The 24,008-nt window shown below is 69.7% G+C and carries 21 protein-coding genes and 1 tRNA gene; 13 read left to right on the top strand and 9 right to left on the bottom strand.

Annotated elements, in window-relative coordinates; translation table 11 throughout:
- Window positions 1–94 precede the first annotated feature (94 nt).
- Entirely contained in the window at window positions 95–454 is a 360-nt protein-coding gene (locus TAE01_RS14655; RefSeq protein ID WP_147067552.1) for a cupin domain-containing protein, read from the bottom strand.
- Between the two features lie 170 nt (window positions 455–624).
- Entirely contained in the window at window positions 625–1,551 is a 927-nt protein-coding gene (locus TAE01_RS14650) for a fibronectin type III domain-containing protein (protein ID WP_186815223.1), read from the bottom strand.
- A 1,363-nt stretch (window positions 1,552–2,914) separates the two neighbouring features.
- On the opposite strand from TAE01_RS14650, the gene TAE01_RS14645 reads away from it, so the two are divergent.
- The 7 genes from TAE01_RS14645 (at window position 2,915) to TAE01_RS14615 (ending at window position 8,571) form a co-directional block, all read left to right on the top strand.
- Entirely contained in the window at window positions 2,915–3,178 is a 264-nt protein-coding gene (locus TAE01_RS14645) for an antitoxin (protein ID WP_246111373.1), read from the top strand.
- A 361-nt stretch (window positions 3,179–3,539) separates the two neighbouring features.
- Entirely contained in the window at window positions 3,540–3,746 is a 207-nt protein-coding gene (locus TAE01_RS14640; protein WP_147067550.1) for a hypothetical protein, read from the top strand.
- 146 nt (window positions 3,747–3,892) lie between these two features.
- Window positions 3,893–4,258 carry a large conductance mechanosensitive channel protein MscL gene (gene mscL, locus TAE01_RS14635; protein WP_147067549.1) on the top strand — a complete coding sequence of 122 codons (366 nt, stop codon included), beginning with the start codon at window positions 3,893–3,895 and terminating at the stop codon, window positions 4,256–4,258.
- A 353-nt stretch (window positions 4,259–4,611) separates the two neighbouring features.
- Complete coding sequence (locus TAE01_RS14630; protein ID WP_147067548.1) at window positions 4,612–4,980, top strand: hypothetical protein; 369 nt, start codon at window positions 4,612–4,614, stop codon at window positions 4,978–4,980.
- A 1,169-nt stretch (window positions 4,981–6,149) separates the two neighbouring features.
- Window positions 6,150–6,440, top strand: a complete 291-nt coding sequence (locus TAE01_RS14625) for an antitoxin (protein ID WP_246111372.1) — start codon at window positions 6,150–6,152, stop codon at window positions 6,438–6,440.
- Window positions 6,441–6,855: 415 nt separating this feature from the next.
- Window positions 6,856–7,578 (top strand): hypothetical protein, encoded by a 723-nt coding sequence (locus TAE01_RS14620; RefSeq protein ID WP_147067547.1) that lies wholly within the window; start codon window positions 6,856–6,858, stop codon window positions 7,576–7,578.
- A gap of 621 nt (window positions 7,579–8,199) precedes the next feature.
- Window positions 8,200–8,571: a nuclear transport factor 2 family protein gene (locus tag TAE01_RS14615; RefSeq protein WP_147067546.1), complete on the top strand. Its 372-nt coding sequence runs from the start codon at window positions 8,200–8,202 to the stop codon at window positions 8,569–8,571.
- Window positions 8,572–8,633: 62 nt separating this feature from the next.
- Here the strand turns inward: TAE01_RS14615 and TAE01_RS14610 are convergent, their stop codons facing one another.
- Window positions 8,634–9,971, bottom strand: coding sequence for an MFS transporter (locus TAE01_RS14610; RefSeq protein ID WP_147067545.1), 1,338 nt, complete (start codon window positions 9,969–9,971; stop codon window positions 8,634–8,636).
- A gap of 694 nt (window positions 9,972–10,665) precedes the next feature.
- Between TAE01_RS14610 and TAE01_RS14605 the strand changes: the two genes are divergently transcribed.
- Complete coding sequence (locus TAE01_RS14605) at window positions 10,666–12,207, top strand: replication initiator (protein WP_147067544.1); 1,542 nt, start codon at window positions 10,666–10,668, stop codon at window positions 12,205–12,207.
- Between the two features lie 228 nt (window positions 12,208–12,435).
- Entirely contained in the window at window positions 12,436–13,518 is a 1,083-nt protein-coding gene (locus tag TAE01_RS14595) for a tyrosine-type recombinase/integrase (RefSeq protein ID WP_147067542.1), read from the top strand.
- A 58-nt stretch (window positions 13,519–13,576) separates the two neighbouring features.
- Here the strand turns inward: TAE01_RS14595 and TAE01_RS14590 are convergent.
- The 3 genes from TAE01_RS14590 to TAE01_RS14580 all read right to left on the bottom strand — a co-directional run bounded on the left by TAE01_RS14590 (window position 13,577) and on the right by TAE01_RS14580 (window position 16,231).
- Window positions 13,577–13,652, bottom strand: a tRNA-Ala gene (locus TAE01_RS14590).
- A 69-nt stretch (window positions 13,653–13,721) separates the two neighbouring features.
- Window positions 13,722–15,317, bottom strand: coding sequence for a dolichyl-phosphate-mannose--protein mannosyltransferase (locus tag TAE01_RS14585; protein WP_147067541.1), 1,596 nt, complete (start codon window positions 15,315–15,317; stop codon window positions 13,722–13,724).
- Window positions 15,318–15,382: 65 nt separating this feature from the next.
- On the bottom strand, window positions 15,383–16,231 hold the full coding sequence (locus TAE01_RS14580) for a CPBP family intramembrane glutamic endopeptidase (protein WP_246111371.1): 849 nt from the start codon (window positions 16,229–16,231) through the stop codon (window positions 15,383–15,385).
- 58 nt (window positions 16,232–16,289) lie between these two features.
- On the opposite strand from TAE01_RS14580, the gene TAE01_RS14575 reads away from it, so the two are divergent.
- Both TAE01_RS14575 and TAE01_RS14570 read left to right on the top strand, forming a co-directional pair.
- The gene (locus TAE01_RS14575) at window positions 16,290–17,027 is read left to right on the top strand and encodes a dienelactone hydrolase family protein (protein ID WP_147067540.1); all 738 of its coding nucleotides are present in this window, start codon (window positions 16,290–16,292) and stop codon (window positions 17,025–17,027) included.
- A 55-nt stretch (window positions 17,028–17,082) separates the two neighbouring features.
- Window positions 17,083–17,331, top strand: coding sequence for a GatB/YqeY domain-containing protein (locus tag TAE01_RS14570; protein ID WP_186815221.1), 249 nt, complete (start codon window positions 17,083–17,085; stop codon window positions 17,329–17,331).
- A gap of 380 nt (window positions 17,332–17,711) precedes the next feature.
- Here TAE01_RS14570 and TAE01_RS14565 read toward each other — a convergent pair whose 3' ends face one another.
- Complete coding sequence (locus TAE01_RS14565; RefSeq protein ID WP_147067539.1) at window positions 17,712–18,320, bottom strand: DinB family protein; 609 nt, start codon at window positions 18,318–18,320, stop codon at window positions 17,712–17,714.
- Window positions 18,321–18,333: 13 nt separating this feature from the next.
- The gene (locus tag TAE01_RS14560) at window positions 18,334–18,909 is read right to left on the bottom strand and encodes a DinB family protein (RefSeq protein WP_147067538.1); all 576 of its coding nucleotides are present in this window, start codon (window positions 18,907–18,909) and stop codon (window positions 18,334–18,336) included.
- A gap of 61 nt (window positions 18,910–18,970) precedes the next feature.
- On the opposite strand from TAE01_RS14560, the gene TAE01_RS14555 reads away from it, so the two are divergent.
- Window positions 18,971–19,951, top strand: coding sequence for a helix-turn-helix transcriptional regulator (locus TAE01_RS14555; protein ID WP_186815220.1), 981 nt, complete (start codon window positions 18,971–18,973; stop codon window positions 19,949–19,951).
- Window positions 19,952–20,073: 122 nt separating this feature from the next.
- Window positions 20,074–21,063 carry an IS481 family transposase gene (locus TAE01_RS14550; protein WP_147067537.1) on the top strand — a complete coding sequence of 330 codons (990 nt, stop codon included), beginning with the start codon at window positions 20,074–20,076 and terminating at the stop codon, window positions 21,061–21,063.
- 24 nt (window positions 21,064–21,087) lie between these two features.
- On the opposite strand, the gene ppc is transcribed toward TAE01_RS14550, so the two are convergent.
- Window positions 21,088–23,925 carry a phosphoenolpyruvate carboxylase gene (gene ppc, locus TAE01_RS14545; protein WP_147067536.1) on the bottom strand — a complete coding sequence of 946 codons (2,838 nt, stop codon included), beginning with the start codon at window positions 23,923–23,925 and terminating at the stop codon, window positions 21,088–21,090.
- Between the last annotated feature and the right edge of the window lie 83 nt (window positions 23,926–24,008).

Below are 24,008 nucleotides of genomic sequence, written 5' to 3'. Positions count from 1 at the left end.
CACCCGGCGCGCCAACCGGCCCTGCTGCGCTGACCGGAGGGGCCACCGATCCCGCCGCCGAGACAGCCGCGATGCCGGCCGCGTCGGCTGCTGCCTAGATCTCCTCGACGTGCGCGGTCAGGTCTCCGCCGGCATCCCCGGTGTTGACGACACCTGCGGGCTCGAGCAGCAGTGCCCTGACCTCCTCGTCCGCCCGCGGGCAGTGCTCGACCCCGCGCGGCACCACGAACAACTGGCCGGGCCCGAGCACGACGTCGCGATCCCGCAGCTGGATGGTCAGCCGACCCTCGATGACGAGGAACAGCTCGTCGGTGTCCTCGTGGGTGTGCCAGACGAACTCACCCCGGAGCCTGACGACCTTGACCTCGTAGTCGTTGAGTCGCGACACGAGCTTGGGCGACCAGAGCTCGGAGAAGAGCGCGAACTTCTCGTCCAGATCCACGACGTCGGTCATCGAGCCAGTCTGCCAAGCCCCTGGGGGATCGCGCCCCATCGCCCGATCGCGCATCGTGCCGGCGTCGGTTCCCGTCGCTCGTCACCCCTGCACGTGAGGAGGGCGCAGGCCGGAAACCCTTTCCGGACCTGCGCCCTCGCCGACTCGGGGGTTGCCCGTGTCGTCAGGGGTCAGTGAACCCTGACGGACAGCAGTGCGGCCGCCGAGGCATTGAACGGCGTCGCGACGGAGACGGCCTTGAAGGTGTACGTCCGCGTGAAGTTGTAGCGGTGGGTGAAGGACCACCGACCGTACTGATCGGTGAGGACGATCGCGAGCAGCGAGTAGGTGCCGTTGACGTTCTTGTTGTAGAGCTTGACCCGCTGTCCCTTGACCGCCGGCAGGGTCTGTCCGCCGAGGGTGTACGTGCGGAACCCATCGCGCACGGCGGTGAAGACCATGCGGTTGTGGACGACGACGGTGTTGGTCCGGCTCAGCAGGCCCGTCGCGCCGCGCGTGCGGTAGGTGGCCGTGCGGAGGACGGTGATCGTGTCGGCGTAGTGGCCTGCGGCATCGACCTTCACGGCCGCGATCGTCTTGTACGCCTGGCCCGGGAGGGCCCGTTCGATGGTGAGCCGCGCGCCGGGGTTGCCGCGTCCCGAGATGGTCAGGTGGTCGCCTCCCGTGGCCGTCGTGCGCGACACCGTCTGGGTCGGTCGGGACGTCGGCACCGCGACGACGGACAGCGGAAACGTGACTCTCGGGCCGTCACCGGCGGCGTTGGTGGCCCACACGGAGAAGGTGTACGTGGTGGAGCCGGTCTGGAGGCCGTTGAACACGGCGGTACGAGCGGTGGAGGACACGCCCTGCCCGCCACCCGACTGGCCGGTCGAGTAGGTGACGGAGTAACCCGTGATCGGACTCGAGCCGGCGCTGCTGGGTGCCGTCCAGGTGACCTTGACCTGCCCCGGGCCGGTCAGCACGGCCGTGGCGTGCAGCGGCACGGACGGCGCAGCGGCAACCGTCTGCAGAGTGGTCGCAGACGGGGTGGCGACGGTGCTCGCGGTCGCGGGGCCGGCGGCCACGACCGCGGTGAGTCCCACCGAGAGTGCGAGCACGGCTGAGGTGCTGAGCCTTCGGCGTTGACGGGGGAGGAGGTCCTGAGACGACTGGAGCGGCACGGTGTGGCCTTTCGACGGGGAGCAGACAGACCTCTACGACTGCAGCGCGGCCCGGGTTCGACCCCACCGGCCGCGGCCGGTGCATCTCCCCTGGAACGGGCCACCGTGGCGGGCCGGAGCGCATCGGTGAGCACTCGAGTGCACCGTAGGTCCCGACGTGTCCGATCCGCACCGAAACAGATGATTTACGTCATCGACCCACGTCCTCCGCACGCCCTCGGGCCTGCATCAATCCCGGGGAGCTCAGCGGGCCCGGTCGGGACCGATCGGCTGGAGACGGGCGGATGACAAGAGAGAACCCCGCCCCTCCCGCGGCTTCCGCAGGTGGGACGGGGTTTCTCATCGGTGGAGCTGAGGGGATTCGAACCCCTGACCTTCTCATTGCGAACAGGTGCGGGGCCGTTGTCGTGGTCGTCCTGGTGCGGTGCATGCGTTACCTCGGCGCCCTTGGCGGGTGGGCGTTTTGGGACGCGGGGGACACCGGGGGGACACGACTCAGCCCCGCGGGTTGGCGCATTGATCGGTACGGACTTGGCTGGGTGGTGACGCGCAGAAAGCGCTACGGGGACTCAGCGACGCGGGTCGTCGACTGCGCCGGCCGCTCCAGGTGGGCAGTGGTCCTCCGTGGGACTGCGCCCGAGCGGCGACCGCTGGGGCCTTCCGCGTCCAGGTGCTTGAGTCCGCGCCCAATGATCGTCGAGCCGACCATCGAGAAGGCTTCGACCGGGCGCGCGCCTCCCCATGTTGAAGCGCGGGGTGCGATGGGGTGCGCGTAGGCGCGCCAGCGCCGGAGCGCGGGGTCCCCATCGCGGGGTCCCGCGCTTCTTCGCGCCGCAGGCGCGTTTAAGCCAGTACAGAAAGTCCTCACCTGCCGACCGTCGACCAGCTTGTCATCCGTCGGGTGATGCGCGACAGCCGTCCGCCACCTGGTGCTCGACCATGCGCGATGCGCCCGGCGTCCGAGAATCGCGGCTGCAACGGGCAGGTCGCTCGGACCCCGAGGCGGCGGTCCCTTGCGGGTGCAAACGCCTGGCGTGGCCTCCCTGAGCCGGAACGCTGGCGGCAGTACGGGGGCTCGTCCTAGAGACTGACGATGGGCGCGCCGGGCACTGACCGAGTCCGGTTGGGTATTGGCCAGAGCTCGGGCGGGAACGCCTTGTGAATTCGAATGACATGGTTGCTGGATAGGATTTCTTAGCCATGTCGAAGGGCTCCCTATCGCCGTCTGTGCCGGAGGGTCCACTATGGGAAGGTCGTCGGGTTTCCGGCGCATAAGCTGTAACGGCGAAGGAGTTGTGCCATGAGCATGTTCGATGACGCCAAGGAACAGGCCCAGAAGGCGATGGAAGAGCACGGCGACCAGGTCGAAGGGCTGAGCGATCAGGGTCTTGACCGGGCGTCCGAAGCGGCGAGTTCTGTGACCGGGGGGCGCTTCGACGAGCAGGTCCAACAGGGCCGAGACATGGCCGACGAACGGGTCGGCAACAACGCCGACACCTCGAGTGAGGCGTCGGCGAGCGGCGAGGGCTTCGACGCAGGCAGCCAAGAGGACCAGCAAGGCTAGTCCCGGCCCCAGGCCAGCTCGGGCCCGACGCCCGAGTTGGCCTACTGAAGGTGTTGGCCGGACTGCTGCTCCGCCTCGGTCGACGAGACGAAAGTGTGAGTCCGAGGGCGAGTGATTCTGAGACACGCGTCCGAGCGAAACACTCCAATTCGCTGCCGTTCGGGGTTGGCCGCGAACGTCGCGCCGGCACGCTCAGCGGACGCCCTCGCAGCAATTACCGAGAATTTGAGTGACCGAAAGGGCGCGATGTCGCTAGGGATTCACTGACCGCGGGGGTGTTGGGCGTGCGGGGGTGGGCTGACGGTGGTAGATCTGCACCATTGCCCGCCATCTCGGCGGGCCCTGACTCTCAGGAGTGAACATGGGCGACATCGCAGCCAAGGTCGACAAGGCGTTCGAGGCTTCTTCGGTGAGTGAGCTGGCCGACGCGCCGGTGGATGCGCTGCAGGGCGTCAGCGCCGCCGACGCCGAGCACCTCAAGGCCGCGTTCAACATCAAGACGGTGCGTGACCTCGGCACGAACAAGTACTTCCTCTGGGCCCAGGCCATCGCCAAGCTCGCTGAGTAGCCAGCACCCTTCGGCAGATGTACCAGGGGACACACCGGCCGCCCGGCTCACCGTCACGGTGGAGCTGGCGGTCGGACACCCCGGACGAGGAACACCTCGACCCCGACACCCCGAAGACCACGTCGACCACTGACAAGGGAGAACCGATGCTCAAAGGTTTCAAAGACTTCATCATGCGGGGCAACGTCGTCGACCTCGCGGTCGCCGTCATCATCGCCGGCGCGTTCGGCAAGGTCATCGAGGCGTTCGTTACCGTGATCATGGACGTGATCGGCAAGCTCGGCGGGACCCCGAACTTCTCGGCTTGGGCCCCCGGCGGGGTCCACCTCGGCACGTTCATCACGGTGACGATCAGCTTCCTCATCGTGGCTGCGGCCGTGTACTTCATGGTTGTTGCTCCGATGAACCACCTCGCCGCTCGCCGGGCCGCCGGCGTCGAGCCGGAGCCTGAGGCCCCGTCCGAAGAGGTCCTGCTCCTCACCGAGATCCGCGACTCGCTGCGGTCCCGCTGACCTGGGCTCACGATGTTGAGTTTCGCGGTCCTGAAGAAGTGACGCAGAACCTGTGACCGCCTCCCGTGCGGGAGCCCTGTGGAGGGGCCGACGCGCGGGAGGCTCACCTCTGCCGTCGCATACCCGAGGTGGCGGTCGCCGTTTCCCGGATGGGGCGCGCGAGGTCGGCCTGGAAATCGCGAGGGTGAGCTCGCCACGGTTTCCTGACGGGTGTCGACCACTAGAGTGCAAGGACTCGGAGACACCGCTGCTGCGTCGGACGTCCGCGAGATCGCGTGCAGGCCTGATCCAAAGAGTACGCGGAGATCCGTTAGGGCGCGGCTCGCTGTCGTGGCGAGAAGAAGGAGACTGTCGTGGAGACTCCCAATGACTTGGCCGCCTTCCTGATCAAGGCCGCGGCGACGGTCGTGCGGCTCAATCTCGCGCTGGGACCGGACGACGAGGGCTTCCGTCAGTTGGCGATCGGCGACATGGTCGACGGTATCCGGCTCCTGGATCCCTGGGACGGACTTCGCGAGCGTTTGCTTGCGGGCGATGATCCAGTGGCCGCGTTGTCACGAGCATTCTCCCAGCAGGCCGAGGCGTATACCGAGGCTGCAGCGAGAGCGACCGTCGCCCTGGTGGACCATGCGGTGCGGCACTTGGATACAGCTGGCGGAGTCGAGGCTGTTGCGGGCTTTCTCGACGATCTTCAGCATCAACAGGGGCAGCCAGCTGCTTGAACAGAGGCGTTCGTCCTTGCGACAAATCGGGGCGCGTCGACGGTGAGGGTTACCTCCTGAACCGCCCTGCGTAACCACGTCCGTAGGCTGCGCCGAGGGACGTTGGTTGTCGCCGTCGCGCACGCCATCAGGCATCACGGGTCGGCAACTGGTGACCTTGGCAATCAGGTGGGCTTCTCGGGGCAAGTCGTCGGCGGAGCGGGTGAAGCAGGCCGAGACGGTGACGATCTAGCGCCAAAGCCTCGATCAAGAGCGCGGGACTCGACCGGCGCAAGCGTCTCAGGTAGGGGCGCTGGGGCCCGAGCTCAGTGAGCGAGCAGCCAAGGGATCGGGCGAGCAGGGACGATGCTGATGTATGGGAGGACAGCAGCGTCCCCTTGCGCCCCAGCCCCCACCCACGTGCTGTTGACAGCTTCCGTGGGGCGCCGACCGGCATCGACCGTCTCGCCCGTTCTTGGAGAGTCACAGGCAAGCACCCGACGCACCACATCCTCTCCCATTGCGCTCGCCGCGTCCGTGAATTCGGCGGTCTGTTGCGAGACATCCCCCACGTACGACAGCGCAGGAGGCGCAGCCATCCGTGGACGTGGTCTCTTCTCCGGCTGCTTGCTCCATCAGTTGCGTGGGTGCCTGTTACGCGTAATGAGGCGGCATTCGCCGCGGGATGACGCGGCGGCGCAGATCGAAAGCCACAGCCTAGAGGTCATCCTCGACGAACAATGTGCCCCGGGCAGGCCAAACCGCGTCCGATGACGCGCATACTCGAACTTTGGGCCGCGTGGCCAAGGTGATGGTCCCGGTCTGGTGCAGGGGAGTACCTTCGGGAAGGGCGCCTCGCCTATTGGGCCCCCTAGGGCCGCTCAGGCGGGGCGCCGTCAGACTTTCCGCGGGTCCGTGTGCCTCGCATGGGCCACCGGTGGGAGCCTCGGGGGTGCGTGGCCAGGCCACCTGTTCAGGCGACAAAAGCCGTCCGCCGCACACCCACAACCGCATCCGGTGTTGTCGCCCCAGCCCCAGGGGCGACAACACCGAACGCCGCGGCCTCGCGCTGCGAGTCTCCATGCCCTTACCGCTGCGCCCGCACATTCTGGAAGCGGGTCCCTTCCACGCTAGCCCCTGCGTTGGCTAAATGTTCGAAAAGTGTGCTTTACCGGCGAAGGAGTTGTGCGATGAGCATGTTCGATGACGCCAAGAACCAGGCCGAGAAGGCGATGGAAGAGCAGGGGGACCAGGTCGAGGCGATGAGCGACTCTGGGCTCGACCGCGCGTCCGAGGCTGCAGGCTCGGCGACTGGAGGTCGCTTCGACGAGCAGATCCCACAGGGTCGCAGCATGGCCGACGAGCGGATCGGGAACAACAGCGACAGCTCTAGTGAGGACTCCGCAGGAAGCGAGAACGTCGACACAGGTAGCCAAGAAGATCGGCAGGGCTACCCCGGCTCTGCTAGACGGGAGGGCTAAAGCATTTAGCGCGGCACTCCCATTCACTAAACGACGGGCTCAGCAGCTTCGCGGTTCGATGTTGCGGCCGTGCCGAGGCACCGGACCGTCGTGCTCCCTGTGCATCGCGGCCGGCACCCCGCACGGTCCCCCAGTGCGACGTGTCACGTCGCCCCGGACGCGCACGGAGAACCACAGACTCCGGCTCCTCCCCTGGCCTGAAGGAGCCGCCCCGTAACCGGTCTGGTCCGCACCGAGGATCTGTTGAGTGCGTCGGGGCCGTCGATTGAGTCCCTGCCACTGCCGTGCCGGACGAGGGTGGGCCGGTCGTTGATCGCTCTTTTCGACGCAGGCTCAACCGGGAGCGGGAGTCGCGCCGATCCAGTACGCCCCGTTTTGGGTGTAGAGGCGACGGTGGGCGGTCACACTTCCGTTCGTGATGACGCTCACCCGTATGGGGCGGCTCCGGGCCGTGCTCGCGGCATACTCGTTCAACCCGTACCTGCGCGGCCGGGCCGCCGAGCTGGCTGGTGGCGCGCTGCTCGCGGACGGCCTCGGTGGCCGGCGCAGTCCACTGGATGGGCGCAAGAGCCGCAGCGGCATCCTCGGCGGCGTCCTGATCGTCGTCGTTGGCCTGCTCGCCGCGTGGTCCATCGCGTCCCACATGTCTTCCTTGGAGGCCTACCCCGACGGGCAGACGGTGCCCGGCACCGTGGTCGCGGTCCATTACAGCCAAACCTCCAGGTGCACGTCGACGCAGGCTGTGTGCACCGTGTGCACCGTCGAGGCCAAGTTCACCTCCGGGGGCCTGACCACCACGGCGCTGGCCGGCGTCCGCAGCCCCGACCAGTGCACCATGAAGGGCCAGCCGGTCGACGTGTCCGTCCGCGGGTCCGACCTCGGCTCGGCCCGGGTCCTGCTCCCCACCGACCAGACCCTGTTCACCGTGGGCCTGTACTTCGCGTGGCTCTGGGTCGCCCTCGGCGTCTGGGTGTTGCTGGACCGGCTCGCCGCCATCGTCGTCGGCACCGTCCTGCTCCGGCAGGGCCGACGCCTGGTCGCCACGCATCCGGCGGTTCCCGTGGACGAGCTGATGTCGGACCTGCAGGACGCGTGGGGCCCCGGAGCAGCCCGGACCACCGCGTACGACGCCCCGTAAGCCACCCGCGAAGCCTGCCCGCGTCGGGGACAGGCCGGGCCTCCCGTTGGACCTACCCGGATGCAAGACGCCCAGGCTTTGATATGGCGCCAGCTCGCGGGTCAGCTTGGCAGCGGTCCGAGATGCCGTACGGCGGGCGGAGCGGTGCCAGGGGACAACTCGGCTCGCGGCTCGAGGGCCAGCAGACCGAGACGCGCCGCGACGGCAGACGCCAACTCGCTCCGGCTCATGGGAGCCGACATGTGGTCCGCGCCGAACGACTCAGCGGAGACGTGCACATGAACCGACCCGGTGGGTCGGGAGACTCTGGGGTGGCCCGGGCGATTCAAGGAACGGGACGTCAGTTGACGTGGGGTTCGTCTGTACCCCTCAGGCCAAAGCTCCTCGCCGCTCGCCACAGCAAGTGAATCGCCTAGTGCCGGTGACCGTCGTCGAGCAGGCCCGTCTCGGGGTAACTCTTCGGAGACGCCGGCCGTCAACAGCGCTTAGGGCGCCGTGATGACCGCGATGGCCAGATCTTCATCGCGAAACACAGTCATACAGTTCGAGATGTTCGTGAACCCCAGCGTCGGCCGGCGGATCAGGGGTGACACGCTGCATTAACGAGGGCAGCATGGCTGCATGTTCGACAGTCAGCACGTCACGGAAGATCTTCAGGCGGCCGTGCTGCGTGGTGACATGCATCGCCTCGACGCGATGGTCAGTGACCGCATGATCTGGACGATGCCGCTGCTCGACAACCATCGCGGCAAGCGAGGGTGGATCGACACCAGCTGTGCTGTTTCCTGGCACTGGTTCCACGTCACCGTTTGCCGCGAGCTCGACCTCGGGGGCGTCATGGTGGTGGAGTCCATCATCCGACAGGCACGGGAACCGTCCGCCGGTGAGGCAGTCGCCGGACCGGTGACGGCTGAGGGCGTGGTTCTTGACGTATGGACCCTTGAGTCCGAGTCGTGGCGGCTAGTGTCCCGACATGCACACCTGATCACGTGATCGACCGTGGAGGGGCGGCAAGCACCGGCCGCTAATGACGTGGTATTTGGGCACCGACCGGATCAAGCGAGGTCGACGGACGCTGATGTCGTGGGTGCTGCCACCACGCCGTTGCTGCCGCGCGGCAGGCGTGGCTCGAGAACGTGGACGGCCACGATGACGGCACCAGCACACAGAACGATGAGGCCGATGAGTAGCCACGGGATCAGCCCAGCCCCGATGAGCAACCCTGCGGCCAGGGATCCCACGACGAAGCTACTCGTCTCGGCTCCATTCGTGAGGGCGTTGAAGCGGCCACGGTCACTGTCGTCGGCGACATCGTTGGTGATGGCCGGCAGGGTTGGCTGTAGGAGCGTCTCTCCGACGGCGAACACGCTGGTACACAAGGCAAGGACCAGCGTCACCATCACCGGGCCGTGTACGACACCCAATAGACCGGCCAGGGCCCAGACACTGCCCCAGAGGAGCGCCGTAGTCGCGAGTGCCCGCGTGCGGCGAACGACCTGCAGCCGCACTACGACGTAGAGCTGCGCGGCTACGATGACCAGGCCGTTCACAGCGAAGGCGACCCCGATCGACGTCGACGAAGCACCCTCGTACCGAGCCAGCGCGGGCAGGGCCACGTTTAGCTGCGGATAGCCGACGAGACCAAGCAGGAACGCGAGGGTCACCAGTGGCAACGTCGATGACACGCGCAGGAGCCGCAGGTATCCCCGAGAGGGAGCAGCAGCCCCCAGCTCCGAACCGCTGGCCCGGACGTTCTCAAGGACTCTCGGGGGCTGGGGGCGCGAGTGCAACACGATCGTGAAGAGCGTCAACGCGAGAAGCCACGAAACGGCGTCGGCGAGGAATGCCTGGCGAAAGCGTTGGGGATGGTCCAACGTCAGGTAGAACGCCACTAGTGCCCCACTCGCAGCGAAACACACGTTCATGGTCATGAACCTGATCCCGAAGAAGGGCTGGCGAAGCGGTCGTGGAATGGTCCGTCCGATCAGCGTGGCCGTCGCGACGTTGACCCCGACCATGCCCAGCCCCAGCAGCGCCAGGCCGATGCCAAAGCCGATCTCGCTGTGTGCCGTGGCGGTCACAAGTTGGGCGCTCGCGGCCAGCACGGAGCCGAGAGCGAGTACGGGCCCGACCCCAACACGGTCGGTGGCGTAGCCGGCAGGGGCGGCAGTCAACGCCCCGAGAACAAGGGGAAGCGCGATGAGGACGCCGATATGAGTTACGGGGACGTGCGCGACGTCGCGGTAGTAGACGACGTAGATTGGGAGAACGGCCCCGGTGCCCAGCGAGTCAACCACGACTGCAACAAGCAGAAGGCGGGCATGCCAGTCCAGCCGGCGCCAGAGCGATCGGAGCCCTCGGCCGCTGCCGTTCTGGGAGTCAAGCGAGCCCACGACTCATGGTGGCACTGCCTGCATTTCTGGGTCGACGCTTCGCTGAACGTCACTCTTACGTATGGCCGACCCCCGTTGAGTGCACAGGACCTCCCTGAGCGCGCCGTCGTCGACAAGGCGTTGAGGGCCTGGTGGAACGTCAGCACGTGGGCAAAGGCTGCCCGCCCACGGCACTAGGTCCACCGCAGCCGTCGGTCTCGCAGCTGAGATTGGTTGAAGGTTCGGGGCTCTCACTCGGGTTCCGCAAGCCCGGCTCCAGCGTCTCGGCCGTTTGTGCGGCCCTCTCATCGACCACGAAAGAGAGTCTTCTAGGTACCAAACTCTCGGCGTGTTTCTTCGTCCTCCGGGCGCCCGCCTGTGGATGGTGGGAGTGCGGACATACCCACACAAAAAAACCTGAACTAATAAGAACTGCGGGCTTGATGCCCTGGGGGTCGGCTCCCCACCCCGGCCAGAGGCCATGCACACGAATTGCCGTCACACACCACACACCTTTTCTGGTCCGCCATCGTCTTCGTGATCGTCTTCGTGATCTCTTGATGTGGCCGGCGTGTGAGCAACTCCCGCGGCGCCGGCATCTCCTTCTCGGACAACGCTTTCAGTGGCCGCCCTTTCGGACCGGGTGTGTCGTGCAGCGCGGGGTTGCATCAGCTGCACGGCACACCCACCCGGGACAGGGAAGGGGGTGGTCGGAATGAGCCGGGCAACACGAGACCGCGTCTGGGACGCCGTCCCCCTGCACCCCCAGCACGCCGATGACCATTCGGATCACCCTCTCGACCTGAGCCACCTCGACGCGGCGACTGAGGCGCAGGTCCTGGCGCGCTTGCTGTCGCGGGACTTCGACGCCTGGTCCGAGGCCGCGTCCCGGGTTGGGCACTGCGCCAAGCCGATCCGGCTGCACGGCATGTCGCAGACCGTCGACGCACGCACCGGTGAAGTCTTGTCCTCGTTCTCCTCGGCCGACAGCTCGATCGGGGTCCTGCACGTGCGCTGCGGCAACCGCCGAGCCGCCGACTGCCCGTCCTGTTCCCGCGTCTACGCGGCCGACACGTTCCACATGATCCGGGCCGGCGTCGTCGGGGGCAAGGGCGTCCCCGACACGGTGTCGGAGAACCCACTCGTGTTCGCGACCCTCACCGCGCCGTCCTTCGGCCCGGTGCACGGCACCCGCGACGGGCGCCGCTGCCGCCCCTTCACTCCGAAGGGCCAGAACCGGGTGTGTGCGCATGGCCGCCCGACGGTCTGCCACGGCCGGCACGGCGACGAGGACGAGCTGCTCGGGCAGCCGCTGTGCCGGGACTGCTACGACTACGAGAGCCACCTCGTGTGGCAGTGGTGGGCGCCCGAGCTGTGGCGCCGGTTCACCATCGACCTGCGCCGGTCCCTGGCCCGTCACGTCGGCGTCCCGGAGGCGCGGCTGCCGCAGCTGGTGACGGTGCAGTACACGAAGGTCGCCGAATACCAGCAGCGCGGCATCGTCCACTTCCACGCCCTCATCCGCCTCGACGGGCCCAAGACAGTGGAAGGGTTCGCTGCCGCTCCCGCCGGCATGACTGCGGCCCTGCTCGCCGTCCTCGTCGAGCAGGCCGCCGCCGGCGTTAGCTTCGAGGCCCCGCCCCTGCACGAGGATGACCTGGCGCGCCGGCTGCGGTTCGGCGCCCAGCTCGACGCCCGACCCATCGCCACGGCCCGCCGTACCGACGACCCGGACCGGGCCCTGACCCCAGAGCAGGTCGCCGGCTACCTCGCGAAGTACGCGACGAAGTCAGCCACCGACTCCACGAACACCGACAGCCCCCACGCCCGGCGCCTGCGCGCGACTATCGCGGCCGTTACCGACCGGATCCACACCGACGCGCGAGCCGAAGGGATCCCGGTGCGAGAGAACCCGTACGGGCTGCTCTTCAAGTGGCGGCACATGCTCGGCTTCCGCGGTCACTTCTCCACGAAGTCCCGCCGCTACTCGACCACGCTCGGCCAGCTGCGCCGGCGACGGGTCCGGTACGAACGGGCCCTGGCCGCCGCGCACCGCGAGGGACGCACCCTCGACGTCCGCGACATCGACGACCTCCTCACCGACGACGCCGAGGAGACCACCCTCGTCATCGGGCACTGGACCTACGCCGGGACCGGCTGGGACACCGACGGCGACACCGAGCTCGCCAAGGCCGCCGCCGCCCGCGCCCGCGAGTACGCCCAAGAACGAGCAGCGAACCGCAATGAGAAGAACTGACCGAGAAAGGAGTCCACGCATGAAAGCAGAGCAGTCGACCGACCCGAAACCGCCGCCTCTACCGGTGCTGCTGACCTCACGCGAGGTCGCCACCGCACTGCAGGTCTCGCCGGCAACTTTGTGCCGGTGGCGCCAGACGGGACACGGTCCGCGGGTGGTGTGGTTGTCGCCGTACGCCCCGCGGTACCGGCCGGAGGACGTGACCAAGTGGCTGGAACGGATGGCGGCATGAGCATCAGCAAGATGCCCAACGGCCGCTTCCGGGCCCGGCTCAAGAGCGGCCGCGTCGGCGTCGCCAGCAAGGTCTTCGACACCCGCCGCGAGGCCAAGGCCTGGCTCGACCGGGAGCGGGCAGCGTTGGCCGGCGGGGTCGACCCGCGCGCTGGGCGTGAGCGGGTCAGGCCCCTCGTGCAACGGTGGCTCGAGGTCCGGCGAGTCACGGTGGCCGCCAAGACCTACCGCGCCGACCAGGACCTGCCCCGTCTCATGCCGACGAGCATGTTGGCCCTGCAGGTCTCGGCAGTCTCCGGCCGTGAGGTCGCGCGCTCGTTCGAGGCGCTGCTGGCCGTCGGGCTCGCGGAGGGTTCGGTCGTTCGCTACCGCGCCAGCCTGTCGTCCTTCTTCAGCTGGTGCGTCCGCGAGAAGCTCATCCTGGCCAACCCGGTCACCGGCATACGGGTGCCGCGTCAGTCGGACGAGGCCGACGAGATGGACCCCTTCAGCGAGGCCGAGCTCGAGGAGGTCTACGCGACGTGGTACGCGACCGCGCCACGCCTCGCCGACATCCTCGTCGTCCTGGCCTGGACGGGTCTGCGCTGGGCGGAGGCTCGCTCGCTGCGGGTGGCTGACGTCGTCGAGGTCCCGACGCCGGGGCTGCTGGTCCGTCGGTCGCAACCCGAGGGCGGCGCGGTCAAGTCGACCAAGGGCCGGTCGTCCCGGCGCGTCCCTCTCGCCAACCGGGTGCTGCCGATCGTCGTGGGCCTGTGCGTCGGCAAGGCTCCCGGTGACCTGGTCCTGACGACCGAACGTGGGTCGCAGCTGCACCGGTCGGCCGTGCTCCGCACGCTCCAGTGGTCGACGACGGGCCGTGGCCGCCGGATCCACGACCTGCGCCACACCGCGGCGTGCCTCTGGCTGGCCCGCGGCGTGGACCCCGGGACGGTCCAGGCGTGGATGGGACACGAGTCCATCGGCACCACGAACCGCTACCTGCACCACCTCGGAACAGGCGCCGATCTGGCGGGGCTGGCGAGGCTGAATGTGACCCCGGGGGACACCGGGGGGACACATCGGCGGGAGACGGGCGGATGACAAAGAGAGAACCCCGCCCCCTCCTGCGTGTTTCCGCAGGTGGGACGGGGTTTCTGTCTGGTGGAGCTGAGGGGATTCGAACCCCTGACCTTCTCATTGCGAACGAGACGCGCTACCAACTGCGCCACAGCCCCTGGGTGCGAAGGAACGATAACACCACGCCGACCGGCATACCCAATCGGCCCGGAGGTCGAAACCAGGGCTCAGACCCAGCTCGGGAACCACATGCGAGCCTGCCATTCCGAGAGCGGGATGACGTCCGCGACGTAGATCGGCAGGAAGAACGCGAAGAGCCCCATGGTGACGAGGACGAACGCCCCCATGACGCCGTACCCGACCCTCCGACGCGTCAGCGACGCGCCACGCCCACCGATGACGAGACCGAGGACGTAGACGCAGGCGAGCACGACGTACGGCACGAAGGCCACCTCGTAGAACGAGTAGATCGTCCGGTCGCCGAGGAAGAACCACGGCAGGTAGCCGGCGAAGAGCGCGCAGAGGATGGCGCCTGCCCGCCAGTCGCGGCGCAGCGCCCACATGAAGAGCAGGACGAAGATCGCGAGGGTGCCGCCCCACCAGATCGACACGGTGCCGAGCGAGGTGATCGCCTTGCTGCACTGGTCGACGAGGCAGCCGTCGGCGCCCTTCTTCGGGCCTTCGTAGAAGAAGGACGTCGGGCGCCCCTGGATGAGCCAGGACCACGGGTTCGTCTGGTACGGGTGCGAGCTCGTGATCGCCTGCGTCGAGGCGTACATCTGCTGGTGGTAGGCCCAGAGCGAGCGCCACCAGTCCGGGAGCCAGGAGTACTCGGTGTCGGGGTTGTTCTGGGCCCACGTGCGGAACGACCCGCCCTTGGTGAGGATCCAGCCCGTCCACGTCGCGACGTACGTCACGACGGCCGTCACGGCGACCTGCACGAACGCGAACGGCGCGTCCTTGACGACCCCGCCGACCGACCACCCGCGCACGCCGGCGGCCCGGCGCGCGCCGAGGTCCCACAGGACGGTGAGCAGCCCGAAGAAGACGAGGAAGTAGAGGCCCGACCACTTCACCCCGCTGCAGAGGCCGAGCATGATGCCGGCGACCCAGCGCCAGGGGCGCCAGCCGAGCCACGGACCCATCCACGAGGTCGCGGCCCGGGCGCGGTCACCGACCTTGCGGGCGAGCACCTCTCGCGCCTTGTCGCGGTCGATGAGCAGGGACCCGAAGGCGGCGAGCCCGAAGAACATGACGAAGATGTCGAGCAGCCCGGTGCGCGAGTGGACGAAGTGGTGGCCCTCGAAGGCGAGCAGGGCGGCCGCGACGGTGCCGAGCAGGTCGGAGCGGAAGAGCCGGCGCGCGATGCGCCCGAGCATGAAGATCGAGATGGTGCCGGCGAGCGCGACGGCGAAGCGCCAGCCGAAGGAGTTGAGGATGCCGAACGGCGCCTCGCCCCAGCCGATGAGCCACTTGCCGACGGGCGGGTGCACGACGAAGTCGCCCTCGGTGCCGTAGACCATCGGGTCGTTGGCGGTGAAGTGCTGGTCGACCTGGTTGGCCTGCTGGAGCACCGGGTCGTTCTTCATCTCGAACCAGTAGAGGACCATCGACCAGCCCTGCTTGACGTAGTACGTCTCGTCGAAGACCAGCTGGTGCGGGGCGCCCACGTGCCAGAAGCGCATGAAGCCACCGACGAGCGTGAAGAAGAGCGGGCCGGCCCAGCCGAGCCAGGCGATGCGGCCGGCGGTGCGTCGGGTCAGGCGGAAGTCGTCGGCCGGGTCCCCGAGCAGGCGGGCGCGCACCTGCGTGGCCGAGTTCATGGGCGCCATCGTATGCAGTGGGGCTGGGTGGGTCGCGCACGCGGCCGGGCGCTCGGTGCCCGGAGTCAGAGCGAGATGCCCCGGGACGTGAGGACCGAGTAGCCGACGAAGGCCACGGTGTCGAGGATCGCGTGGCAGACGACGAGCGGCATGACCCGGCGGGTGCGCACGAAGACGAGCCCGAGCACCAGTCCCATGACGATGTTGCCGGCGAAGCCGCCGAAGCCCTGGTAGAGGTGGTAGCTGCCGCGGATCAGGGCCGACAGGCCGATGACGAGCGGCCACGACCACCCGGTCTGGCGCCACCGCGTGAAGAGGTAGCCGACCATGATGACCTCTTCGAGCACGGCGTTCTCGATGGCGGCCAGCACGAGCACCGGAGCCGACCACCAGACCGCCTCGAGGTTGGCGGCCGACACGTGGGTGTTGATGCCGATGGCCTTGGCGAGGAAGTAGAAGCCGAGACCCGGGATGCCGATGACCGCGGCGAGCCCCAGCCCGCGCAGCAGGTCCCGGCCCGGCTCGCGGCGGTCGAAGCCGACGAAGTGACCGGCACGCACGTCGACCGCAGGCCGGTGGACGTGGTTGAGCAGGTAGAGCGCGAGCGCGACGGCCACGAGCGGCAGGACGATGCCGGCGAGCTGGTAGGCGAGGTCGAGCCAGGGCCGTCCCGGCGTCGCGGACTGGTTCATCGCCGTCGTCTGCTGCGACAGCGGGACGGGCCGGGTCAGCTTCTCGATGATGCTGAGCACGGCGTAGACGGCCGAGGACCCGAGGCTGACCCCGAGGACGAGCACCGTCTCGCGGCGCAGGCCGCGTCGCACGGTCGGCTCGGTCACCGGTGCGGGGTCACGCTCGGAGGGGGCGAGCAGTCCGGCAAACCGTCCGCGCTCCGCGGTCGCTGGGGTCGACATGGAGTGAGCGTAACTTCGTCGCGGGAGGGGGACAGGGCGTCGGCGTAGTGTCACTGGCATGTCGCTGCTGGCGGAGTGGGAGGCGGGCCGGCACGAGGCGGACGGACGCGCCTATCCCGTCTACCGGAGGGGCAGCGGGCCGGGCGTCATCGTCATCCACGAGAGCCCGGGACTCACGCCGGAGGTCATCGACTTCGGCGACGAGCTCGTCCGGGCCGGCTTCGCCGTCGTGCTGCCGCACCTCTTCGGCAGCGCCCACGCGCCGCCGCGCACGTGGGAGGCCGCGCGGGTGGTGCCGCGACTGTGCGTCACCCGCGAGTTCACGATGTTCGCGGCCGGGCGCACCGCGCCGCTCGCCGCCTGGTTGCGCAGCCTGGCCCGCACCGTGCACGCGACGGTGGGTGGACCCGGTGTCGGGGTGGTCGGGATGTGCGTGACGGGGGGCTTCGCCCTCGCGATGATGGTCGACCCGGCCGTCGTGGCGCCGGTGGTGGCCCAGCCGGCCACCCCGCTGCCGGTCGGGGCGAGACGGGCCGCCGACGTCAACCTCAGTCCGGAGGACCTCCGCGCCGTCGCCGATCGGGTCGCGCAGGGGTGTCCGGTGCTGGGGGTGCGCTACCGGCACGACTGGGTCACGGGCACCCGGTTCGACACGCTGGAGCGGGTGCTCGGTGACGGCTTCATCCGGGTCGAGCTCGCCGGCGCCGGGCACGCCACGTTGACGGACCACCGGCACCCCGACGCGGTGGAGGCCGTCGTGGCCTTCCTGCGGGCCCGTCTGCTGCCTGCTGCCTGAGGGTCGCGCGCCAAACCCTTGGCACCCGGTGCAGCCCACGGCATACGGTCTCGGGATGACCTCGATGCTCCGCTCGGCCCTGCGATCCCGCCTGACGACGGCGATGCGTGAGCGTGACCGCACGGCCGTGAGCGTGCTGCGCACCGCGGTGGCCGCCATCGAGAACGCCGAGGCCGTCCCGACCGACGGCCGCACCGTGACGGCGTACGCCGCAGCCGGGGACGGCGAGCGGGCTCGGTCCGCGGCCGTCGGGGCCGCGCTCCTGCGGTCCGTGCTCGCCGAGGTCGACGGCGTCGGGGGATGAGCCGCGTCGTCCACAGGACCGGTGCACAAGCTGTGCACCGGTGCTCGCGTCGTGTGGAGAAGGAGGCGTCGGCTGTGGACGACACGCCGACGTCCTGTGGACCGTCGAGGAGTTTCGCCAAAGCCCTTGCGGACCACCCCAGGCAGGGATAGAAATCTCTCACGCCCTTCCTTCGGGAGGAGCGGGACGACTCGGAGACGAGGGTCCACACGGCGGGGCAACCCACCGCGGCAGCCGGGTGACGAGGCGGCCGGGACCGGAGACGACGAGGCGTGGATCGGGAGCGTCACATCGACCGATCACACCAGAAGGGCCCTTGAGACTCATACTCCCAAGGGCCCTTCGCCTTTGTCCTGCAAGGCTTGACGTGGTGAGCGCCATCAGCCCGTGGGGGCTCCGGCCGGTCGCCATGGCGTGAGCCACGGGGTCTCGGGCCAGCCCTCGCGGGCGGCCACGAGCTCGTACATCGTCGCCCCGTCGATCGACTCGCGGACGATGTCGGCGTGGCCGGCGTGCCGCGCGAGCTCCTCGACGAGGTGCATCGCGACCCAGCGCACGGACCACGCGTCGACGTCGCGGGGGAACCACGGCGCGTCGCGCGGCACCGGCACCGCCGCACCGAGGTCGGCATGGCGCAGGACCCCGCGGGTGACCTCGCCCTGTGCGGCGAGAGCGGCGAGCAGCGACTCGAGGGTGTCGCCGTCGGTGACGCGGAAGTCGTCGCCCCAGGCGGTGGCCTGCTCCTCGACGGACCGGTCGGGCGGCGCGGGTGTCGCGGGCGCTGCGGCCATCCGCTCGGTCCAGCCGCGCTCGCAGGTGGTGACGTGCTTGACGAGGCCACCGATGCTGAGGGTCCCGGCGGTCGGGGCGAGGCGGATCTGGTCCTCGGTGAGGCCGAAGGACACGGTGGCGAAGGCGTCGCGCTGCTGGTCGAGGTAGGCGATGAGACTCTCGCGCTCGTCGGCGACGGGTGGGACGTGGGCTGCCATGAGGGTCTCGCTCTCAGTCGTTGCGGTGGGCGTGGAGGTCACGGAGCAGGGCGATCTCGGCCCCGTGGTGGATGAGCTCGCGGTTGATGTGCAGGACGAGCTCGGCGCGCGGGTGCTCCGACCAGGGGCCCTCGCTCGGTCCGCACGGCTCGGCGAGCGCGGCCTCGTCCCAGCTCCTCGCGCCGGCGGTCCAGGCCGCGAAGGCCGCGTCGAGCTGGGCCAGGGCCTCGTCGGCGGTCCCGGCGTAGTCGAAGGAGAGGTAGTCGACCGCAGGACCGCCGAAGTGGCTGTGCACCCGCGCGCCGAGCACCCCGACGACGAGGTGGGCGAGTCGCCACGCGATGGTCGTCACCGGTGCGGGGACGGGCTCGGGCAGCGCGAAGTCGATGGTGAACGCGCCGCTGCCGCCCTGCATCTGCGTCGAGCCCTGCCCGCGCGGGTGGACGTTCCAGGCGCCCGGCGTCGGCTCCCAGAGGTACTCCTCGTCGGTGAGCCCCTCGAAGCGGGGGCGCAGCTGGTTCGTCCAGTGCCGGGCCGCCTGGTCGACGAGGGCGGTGGTCCAGTCGATGGAGGTCTGTGTCGATGTCATGCACCGAGCGTCCCAGTCAAATAGGACAGATCCTGTCCGCAGTGCGTGTCATGCTCGATGCATGTCCACGAGCAGCGACGGCACCGGCACGACGGCCCGGGTGCTCCGCCTGCTCGACCTGCTCCAGAGCAGACCGGTCTGGAGCGGCACCGAGCTCGCGGAGCGGCTCGGCGTCACGACCCGCAGCGTGCGGCGCGACGTCGACCGGCTGCGCGACCTCGGCTACCCCGTCAACGCCGCCCACGGCGCCGGTGGCGGCTACCAGCTCGGTGCCGGTCGGCGGCTGCCCCCGCTCCTGCTCGACGACGACGAGGCCGTCGCCATCGCGGTGTGCCTGCGGCTCGCCGCGGGCGGCACCGTCGAGGGGCTGGGCGAGGCGGCCGTGCGCACCCTGGCCAAGCTCGACCAGGTGCTCCCTGCCCGCCTGCGCTCCCAGGTCGAGGCCATCCACGAGGCCACGGTGACCCTCGACAGCGGCGTCGCCCCCGTCGACGCCGGGACGCTCCTCGTCCTCGCGCGGGCGTGCCGTGAGAGCGAGCGGGTCACCTTCGCGTATGCCGGCCCGCGGGGTTCGGGCGAGCGCCGGGTCGAGCCCTACCGCCTCGTCGCCACCGGCCGGCGGTGGTACCTGCTCGCCTACGACCTCGACCGGGAGGACTGGCGCACCTTCCGACTCGACCGGATGGCGGGCGCCGAGTCGCGGGGCTGGCGGTTCCGGCCCCGCGAGGACGCCCCCGACGCGGCCGAGCACGTGCGCCGGTCGATCTCGCGCGATCCCTACGACCACGTGTGCCGCGTGCGCATCGAGGCGCCGAAGGCGTTGGTGGAGAAGCAGATTCCCGCATCGGTGGGCGCGGTGACCGCGGACGGCCGCTCCCGGTGCATCTTCGAGGCCGGGGGCAACCACCTCGGCTGGATGGCGATGCACCTCGGCATGTTGCCGTGGGAGCTGACCGTGCTCGACCCGCCCGAGCTGCGGGACGTCATGCGCGAGCAGGCCGCCCGGATGGTCCGGGCCGCCGGAGGTGGCGTCGAGGCCTAGCTGTACTGACCGGACAGGTTGGTCGAGTCGGTGTGACGACACGGTGTGACGTGACGCGAAGGGAGGACCCTCCCGCGGTTGAGTGGAACTGCTGAAGGTTCACTCGACAGGAAGGTCCTCCCGTGTCCCACGCTAACGCAGCGCTGACTCCTCGTGCCCGCCTTAAAGTCGCCCGACTCGTCGTCGAGGACGGCTACCCGATCAGTGAGGTCGCCGCCCGGTTCCAGTGCTCCTGGCCCACGGTGAAGCGGTGGGTGGACCGCTACCGCGCCGGTGACCGATCCATGCAGGACCACCCGTCACGGCCGCACTCGATGCCGTCCAAGACCCCGGCACCGGTGACCAAGCGCCTGGTCAGCCTGCGTCTTCGGCTGAGGGAAGGACCGATCCAGCTGGCCGCGCGCTGCGGGATCGCCCCGTCGACGGCGCATCGGATCCTGGTGCGGTGCCGGCTCAACCGGCTGGCCCACGTCGACCGGGCCACGAGTGAGCCGGTGCGTCGTTACGAACACCCCCACCCGGGCTCAATGATCCACGTGGACGTCAAGAAGCTCGGCAACATCCCCGACGGCGGTGGCTGGCGCTACGTCGGCCGTCAGCAAGGAGACCGGAACCGGGCTGCGACTCCCGGCAAGGGCAAGAGCGCTCACCGCGATCCGAAGATGGGACACGCCTTCGTCCACACCGTGGTCGATGACCACTCCCGCGTCGGATACGCCGAGGTCCACGACGACGAGACCGCCGTCACCGCCACCGCCGTCCTGGGCCGGGCGGTCGCCTGGTTCAACGAGCGCGGCGTCACCGTCGAACGGGTGCTGTCGGACAACGGGTCGGCGTACCGCTCGTTCCTGTGGCGTGAGACCTGTGCCGAGCTGGGCATCACGCCCAAGCGAACGCGCCCGTACCGGCCCCAGACCAACGGCAAGATCGAGCGCTTCCACCGCACCCTGGCCGACGGGTGGGCCTACGCCCGCCACTACGACAGCGAAGCCGCCAGACGAGCAGCCCTGCCCGCCTGGCTCCACGCCTACAATCACCACCGGCCCCACTCGGCCTGCGGGAACCAGCCGCCCTTCAACCGGTTGACCAACGTCCCCGGTCAGTACACCTAGCCCGGCGACGCGGCACACGCCCCGTCAGCCGGTGTTGCGCAGCCCGGCCGCGATGCCGTTGATCGTCAGCAGGAGCGCCCGCTGCACGTCGGCGTCGGGCTCGACGTCGTCGGGCACGGCACGCGACCGCGCGAGCAGCGAGGTCTGCAGCGCGTGCAGCGGCGCGAGGTAGCTGTCGCGCAGGTCGAGGGTGCGCCGCAGGACCGGAGCCGACTCGAGCAGCTCGGTCTGCCCGGTGACGCGCAGCACCTCCTCGACGGTGCGTGCGTGCTCCTCACGGATGGTGTCGAAGATCCCCGAGACGTCGTCGGGCACGAGCGCGCGCACGTAGCCCGCCGCGATGTCGAGGTCGCTCTTGGTCAGGGTCATCTGGACGTTCGACAGGAAGGTCCGGAAGAACGCCCACGAGCCGTACATCTCGCGAAGCGTGCGACCGCGGCCGTCCTCGCGGGCCGCCGCGAGGCCGGACCCGACCCCGAACCACCCCGGCAGGATGATCCGCGACTGGGTCCAGCCGAAGACCCAGGGGATCGCGCGCAGGTCCTCGAGGCCACCCGCGCCACCGGGCCGCTTGGCCGGCCGCGAGCCGATGTTCATCTTGCCGAGCTCGTCGACGGGCGTGGCCGAGACGAAGAAGGGCACCAGCCGCGAGTCGCCCACGAGTCCCCGGTAGGCCTCCTGGCCCCGGCCGGCGACGAGGTCCATCGTCCCGTTCCAGCCGTCGAGGACGTCCCGGGGCAGCAGCGACCTGCGGTGCAGGACCGAGGCCTCGAGGACCGCCGCGAGCGCGGTCTCGAGGTTGAACCGGGCCAGCCCCGGCAGCGTGTACTTGTCGCTGATGACCTCGCCCTGCTCCGTGATCTTGATCGGGCCGTCGAGGCTGCCGTAGGGCTGCGACAGGATCGCCTCGCCCGTCGGGCCGCCGCCACGACCGACGGAGCCGCCGCGGCCGTGGAAGAGCCGGAGCACGACACCGTGCTCGCGCGCGACGTCGCGCAGCGCCCGCTGCGCGCGGTGGATCTGCCACTGCGACGCGGCGATGCCGGCGTCCTTGGACGAGTCGGAGTAGCCGAGCATGATCTCCTGCACGTCACCGCGGGCCGCGACGACGCGGCGGTACGACGGGTCCGACAGCAGGGCCTCGAGCAGCGGCCCGGCGGCCTCGAGCTCGGCCACGGTCTCGAAGAGCGGCGCGAAGCCGATGCGGGCGGTCGCCGGCACCGAGTCGGTGCCGAGGTCGACGAGGCCGGCCTCGCGGGCCAGGACGACGACGGCGAAGAGGTCGTCGACGTCGTGGGTCATCGACACGATGTAGGTCTCGACGGCCTCGGGGCCGTAGGTGTCGAGGGCGCGGCGGATCGCGGCCATGAGCGACAGCGACGCCGTCGCGGACTCACCGGCGTCGCCGAGGCCGACCCCCGTCAGCGGACGGCGTGACGCCATCTCCTGGGACAGCAGCTCGATGCGCGCCGCGTGGTCGAGCTCGGCGTACGGGGTCTCGAGCTCGCCGATGCGGTCGTAGAGGTCGGCCAGGGCGGCGTGGTGCTTGGCGCTGTGCTCGCGGATGTCGAGCGTGGCGAGGCCGGTGCCGGTCGCGACGACCCCGCGGATCAGGCGCAGGATGGCGCCGTCGCCGGTCAGCGTGTCACCGCCCGCGAGCATCGACTCGCGGATGAGCACGAGGTCAGCGAGCAGCTCGTCGAAGCTCGCGTAGTCGCGTCCCGGCTCGTGCGCCGTGCCGTGCGCGAGCCGGTCGCGGGTGCGCAGCAGCCGCACGCGGACGAAGCTGAGCTTGAGCCGGTAGGGCTCCTCGGCGTTGAGGCGGCGGACGGCGTCGTAGGTCACCGGCAGCGCTGCGGCGTCGCGCTCGAGACTGTCCCTCAGGGCGTCGGTGACGTCGACGAACCGCGTCGAGGACGACAGCTCGTGGAGCATGTGGTCGAGCTTCTCGACGAGCTCGGCGAGACCGGCGTCGTGCTGGAGGCCGATGACCTCGAGGGTGACCTCCGGGGTGACGTTCGGGTTGCCGTCGCGGTCGCCACCGGCCCACGCGCCGAAGCGCAGGGGGCGCGCGGACGTCGGGAGCTGCACGCCGATGCCGTCGAGCGTCCGGTCGAGCTCGGCGAGCAGGTCGGGCACCACCTGGTCGGCGAGGAAGCGCAGCGTGTGCAGGGCGGTCCGGGCCTCGTCGGTGGGCTCCGGGCGCACGATCCGCAGCTCGTCGGTCTGCCACATCATGTCGACGAGCTCTGCGAGTCGCCGCTCCGCACGGGGTCCCTCGGACGACGGCCGGCGCGGGTCCTCGAGCTCGGTGACCGTGACCGCGATGCGCCGGAGCAGGTTGAGCACGGTGCGGCGCGTCGCCTCGGTCGGGTGCGCGGTGAAGACCGGGCGGTACTCGAGGCGGGCGAGGACGTCGTCCAGCTCGGACCGCTCGAGGCTGCCCGCCTCGAGCGCCTCGCCGATGCGTCGCACGGTGCCGGCGAGCGGGGCCTCGTCGACGGCGGAGAGCTCCTGCCAGCGGTGCAGCTGCTCGGTGACGTTGACGAGCTGGAAGTAGGCGGTGAACGCCCGGGCGAGCACGACGGCGGTCGGTGCGTCGACGCCGTCGAGCAGGGCGCGCAGGTCGTCGTCCTCGGGCTCGCGGGCCAGCGCTCGCACCTGCTCGACGAGCGCGAGCAGCTCGGGACCCTCGTGCCGCGTCAGCGCCTCGCCGAGCAGGGTGCCCAGCTGGCGCACGGAGGCGCGGAGGGCTGCATGCTGCTGCGCCGAGGAGACCCCGGAGGCGAACGTCGCGGCGTCCGGCTCGCGTCGGTCGGCCTCGAGGAGCTGCTCGGTCGTGGTGTGGCCGTGGTCGGTCATGGTCCAGTCGTACCGCGTCGAGGTTTCCGGCGTGTGTCGCGTTCCAGCATGGGGACGCCGCTCATCGGCGGCGGAGCGTCCCG

The sequence above is a fragment of the Terrabacter aerolatus genome (genome assembly GCF_007991735.1).
Lineage (GTDB): Bacteria > Actinomycetota > Actinomycetes > Actinomycetales > Dermatophilaceae > Terrabacter > Terrabacter aerolatus.
This window is presented reverse-complemented; position numbering and strand designations above follow the sequence as displayed.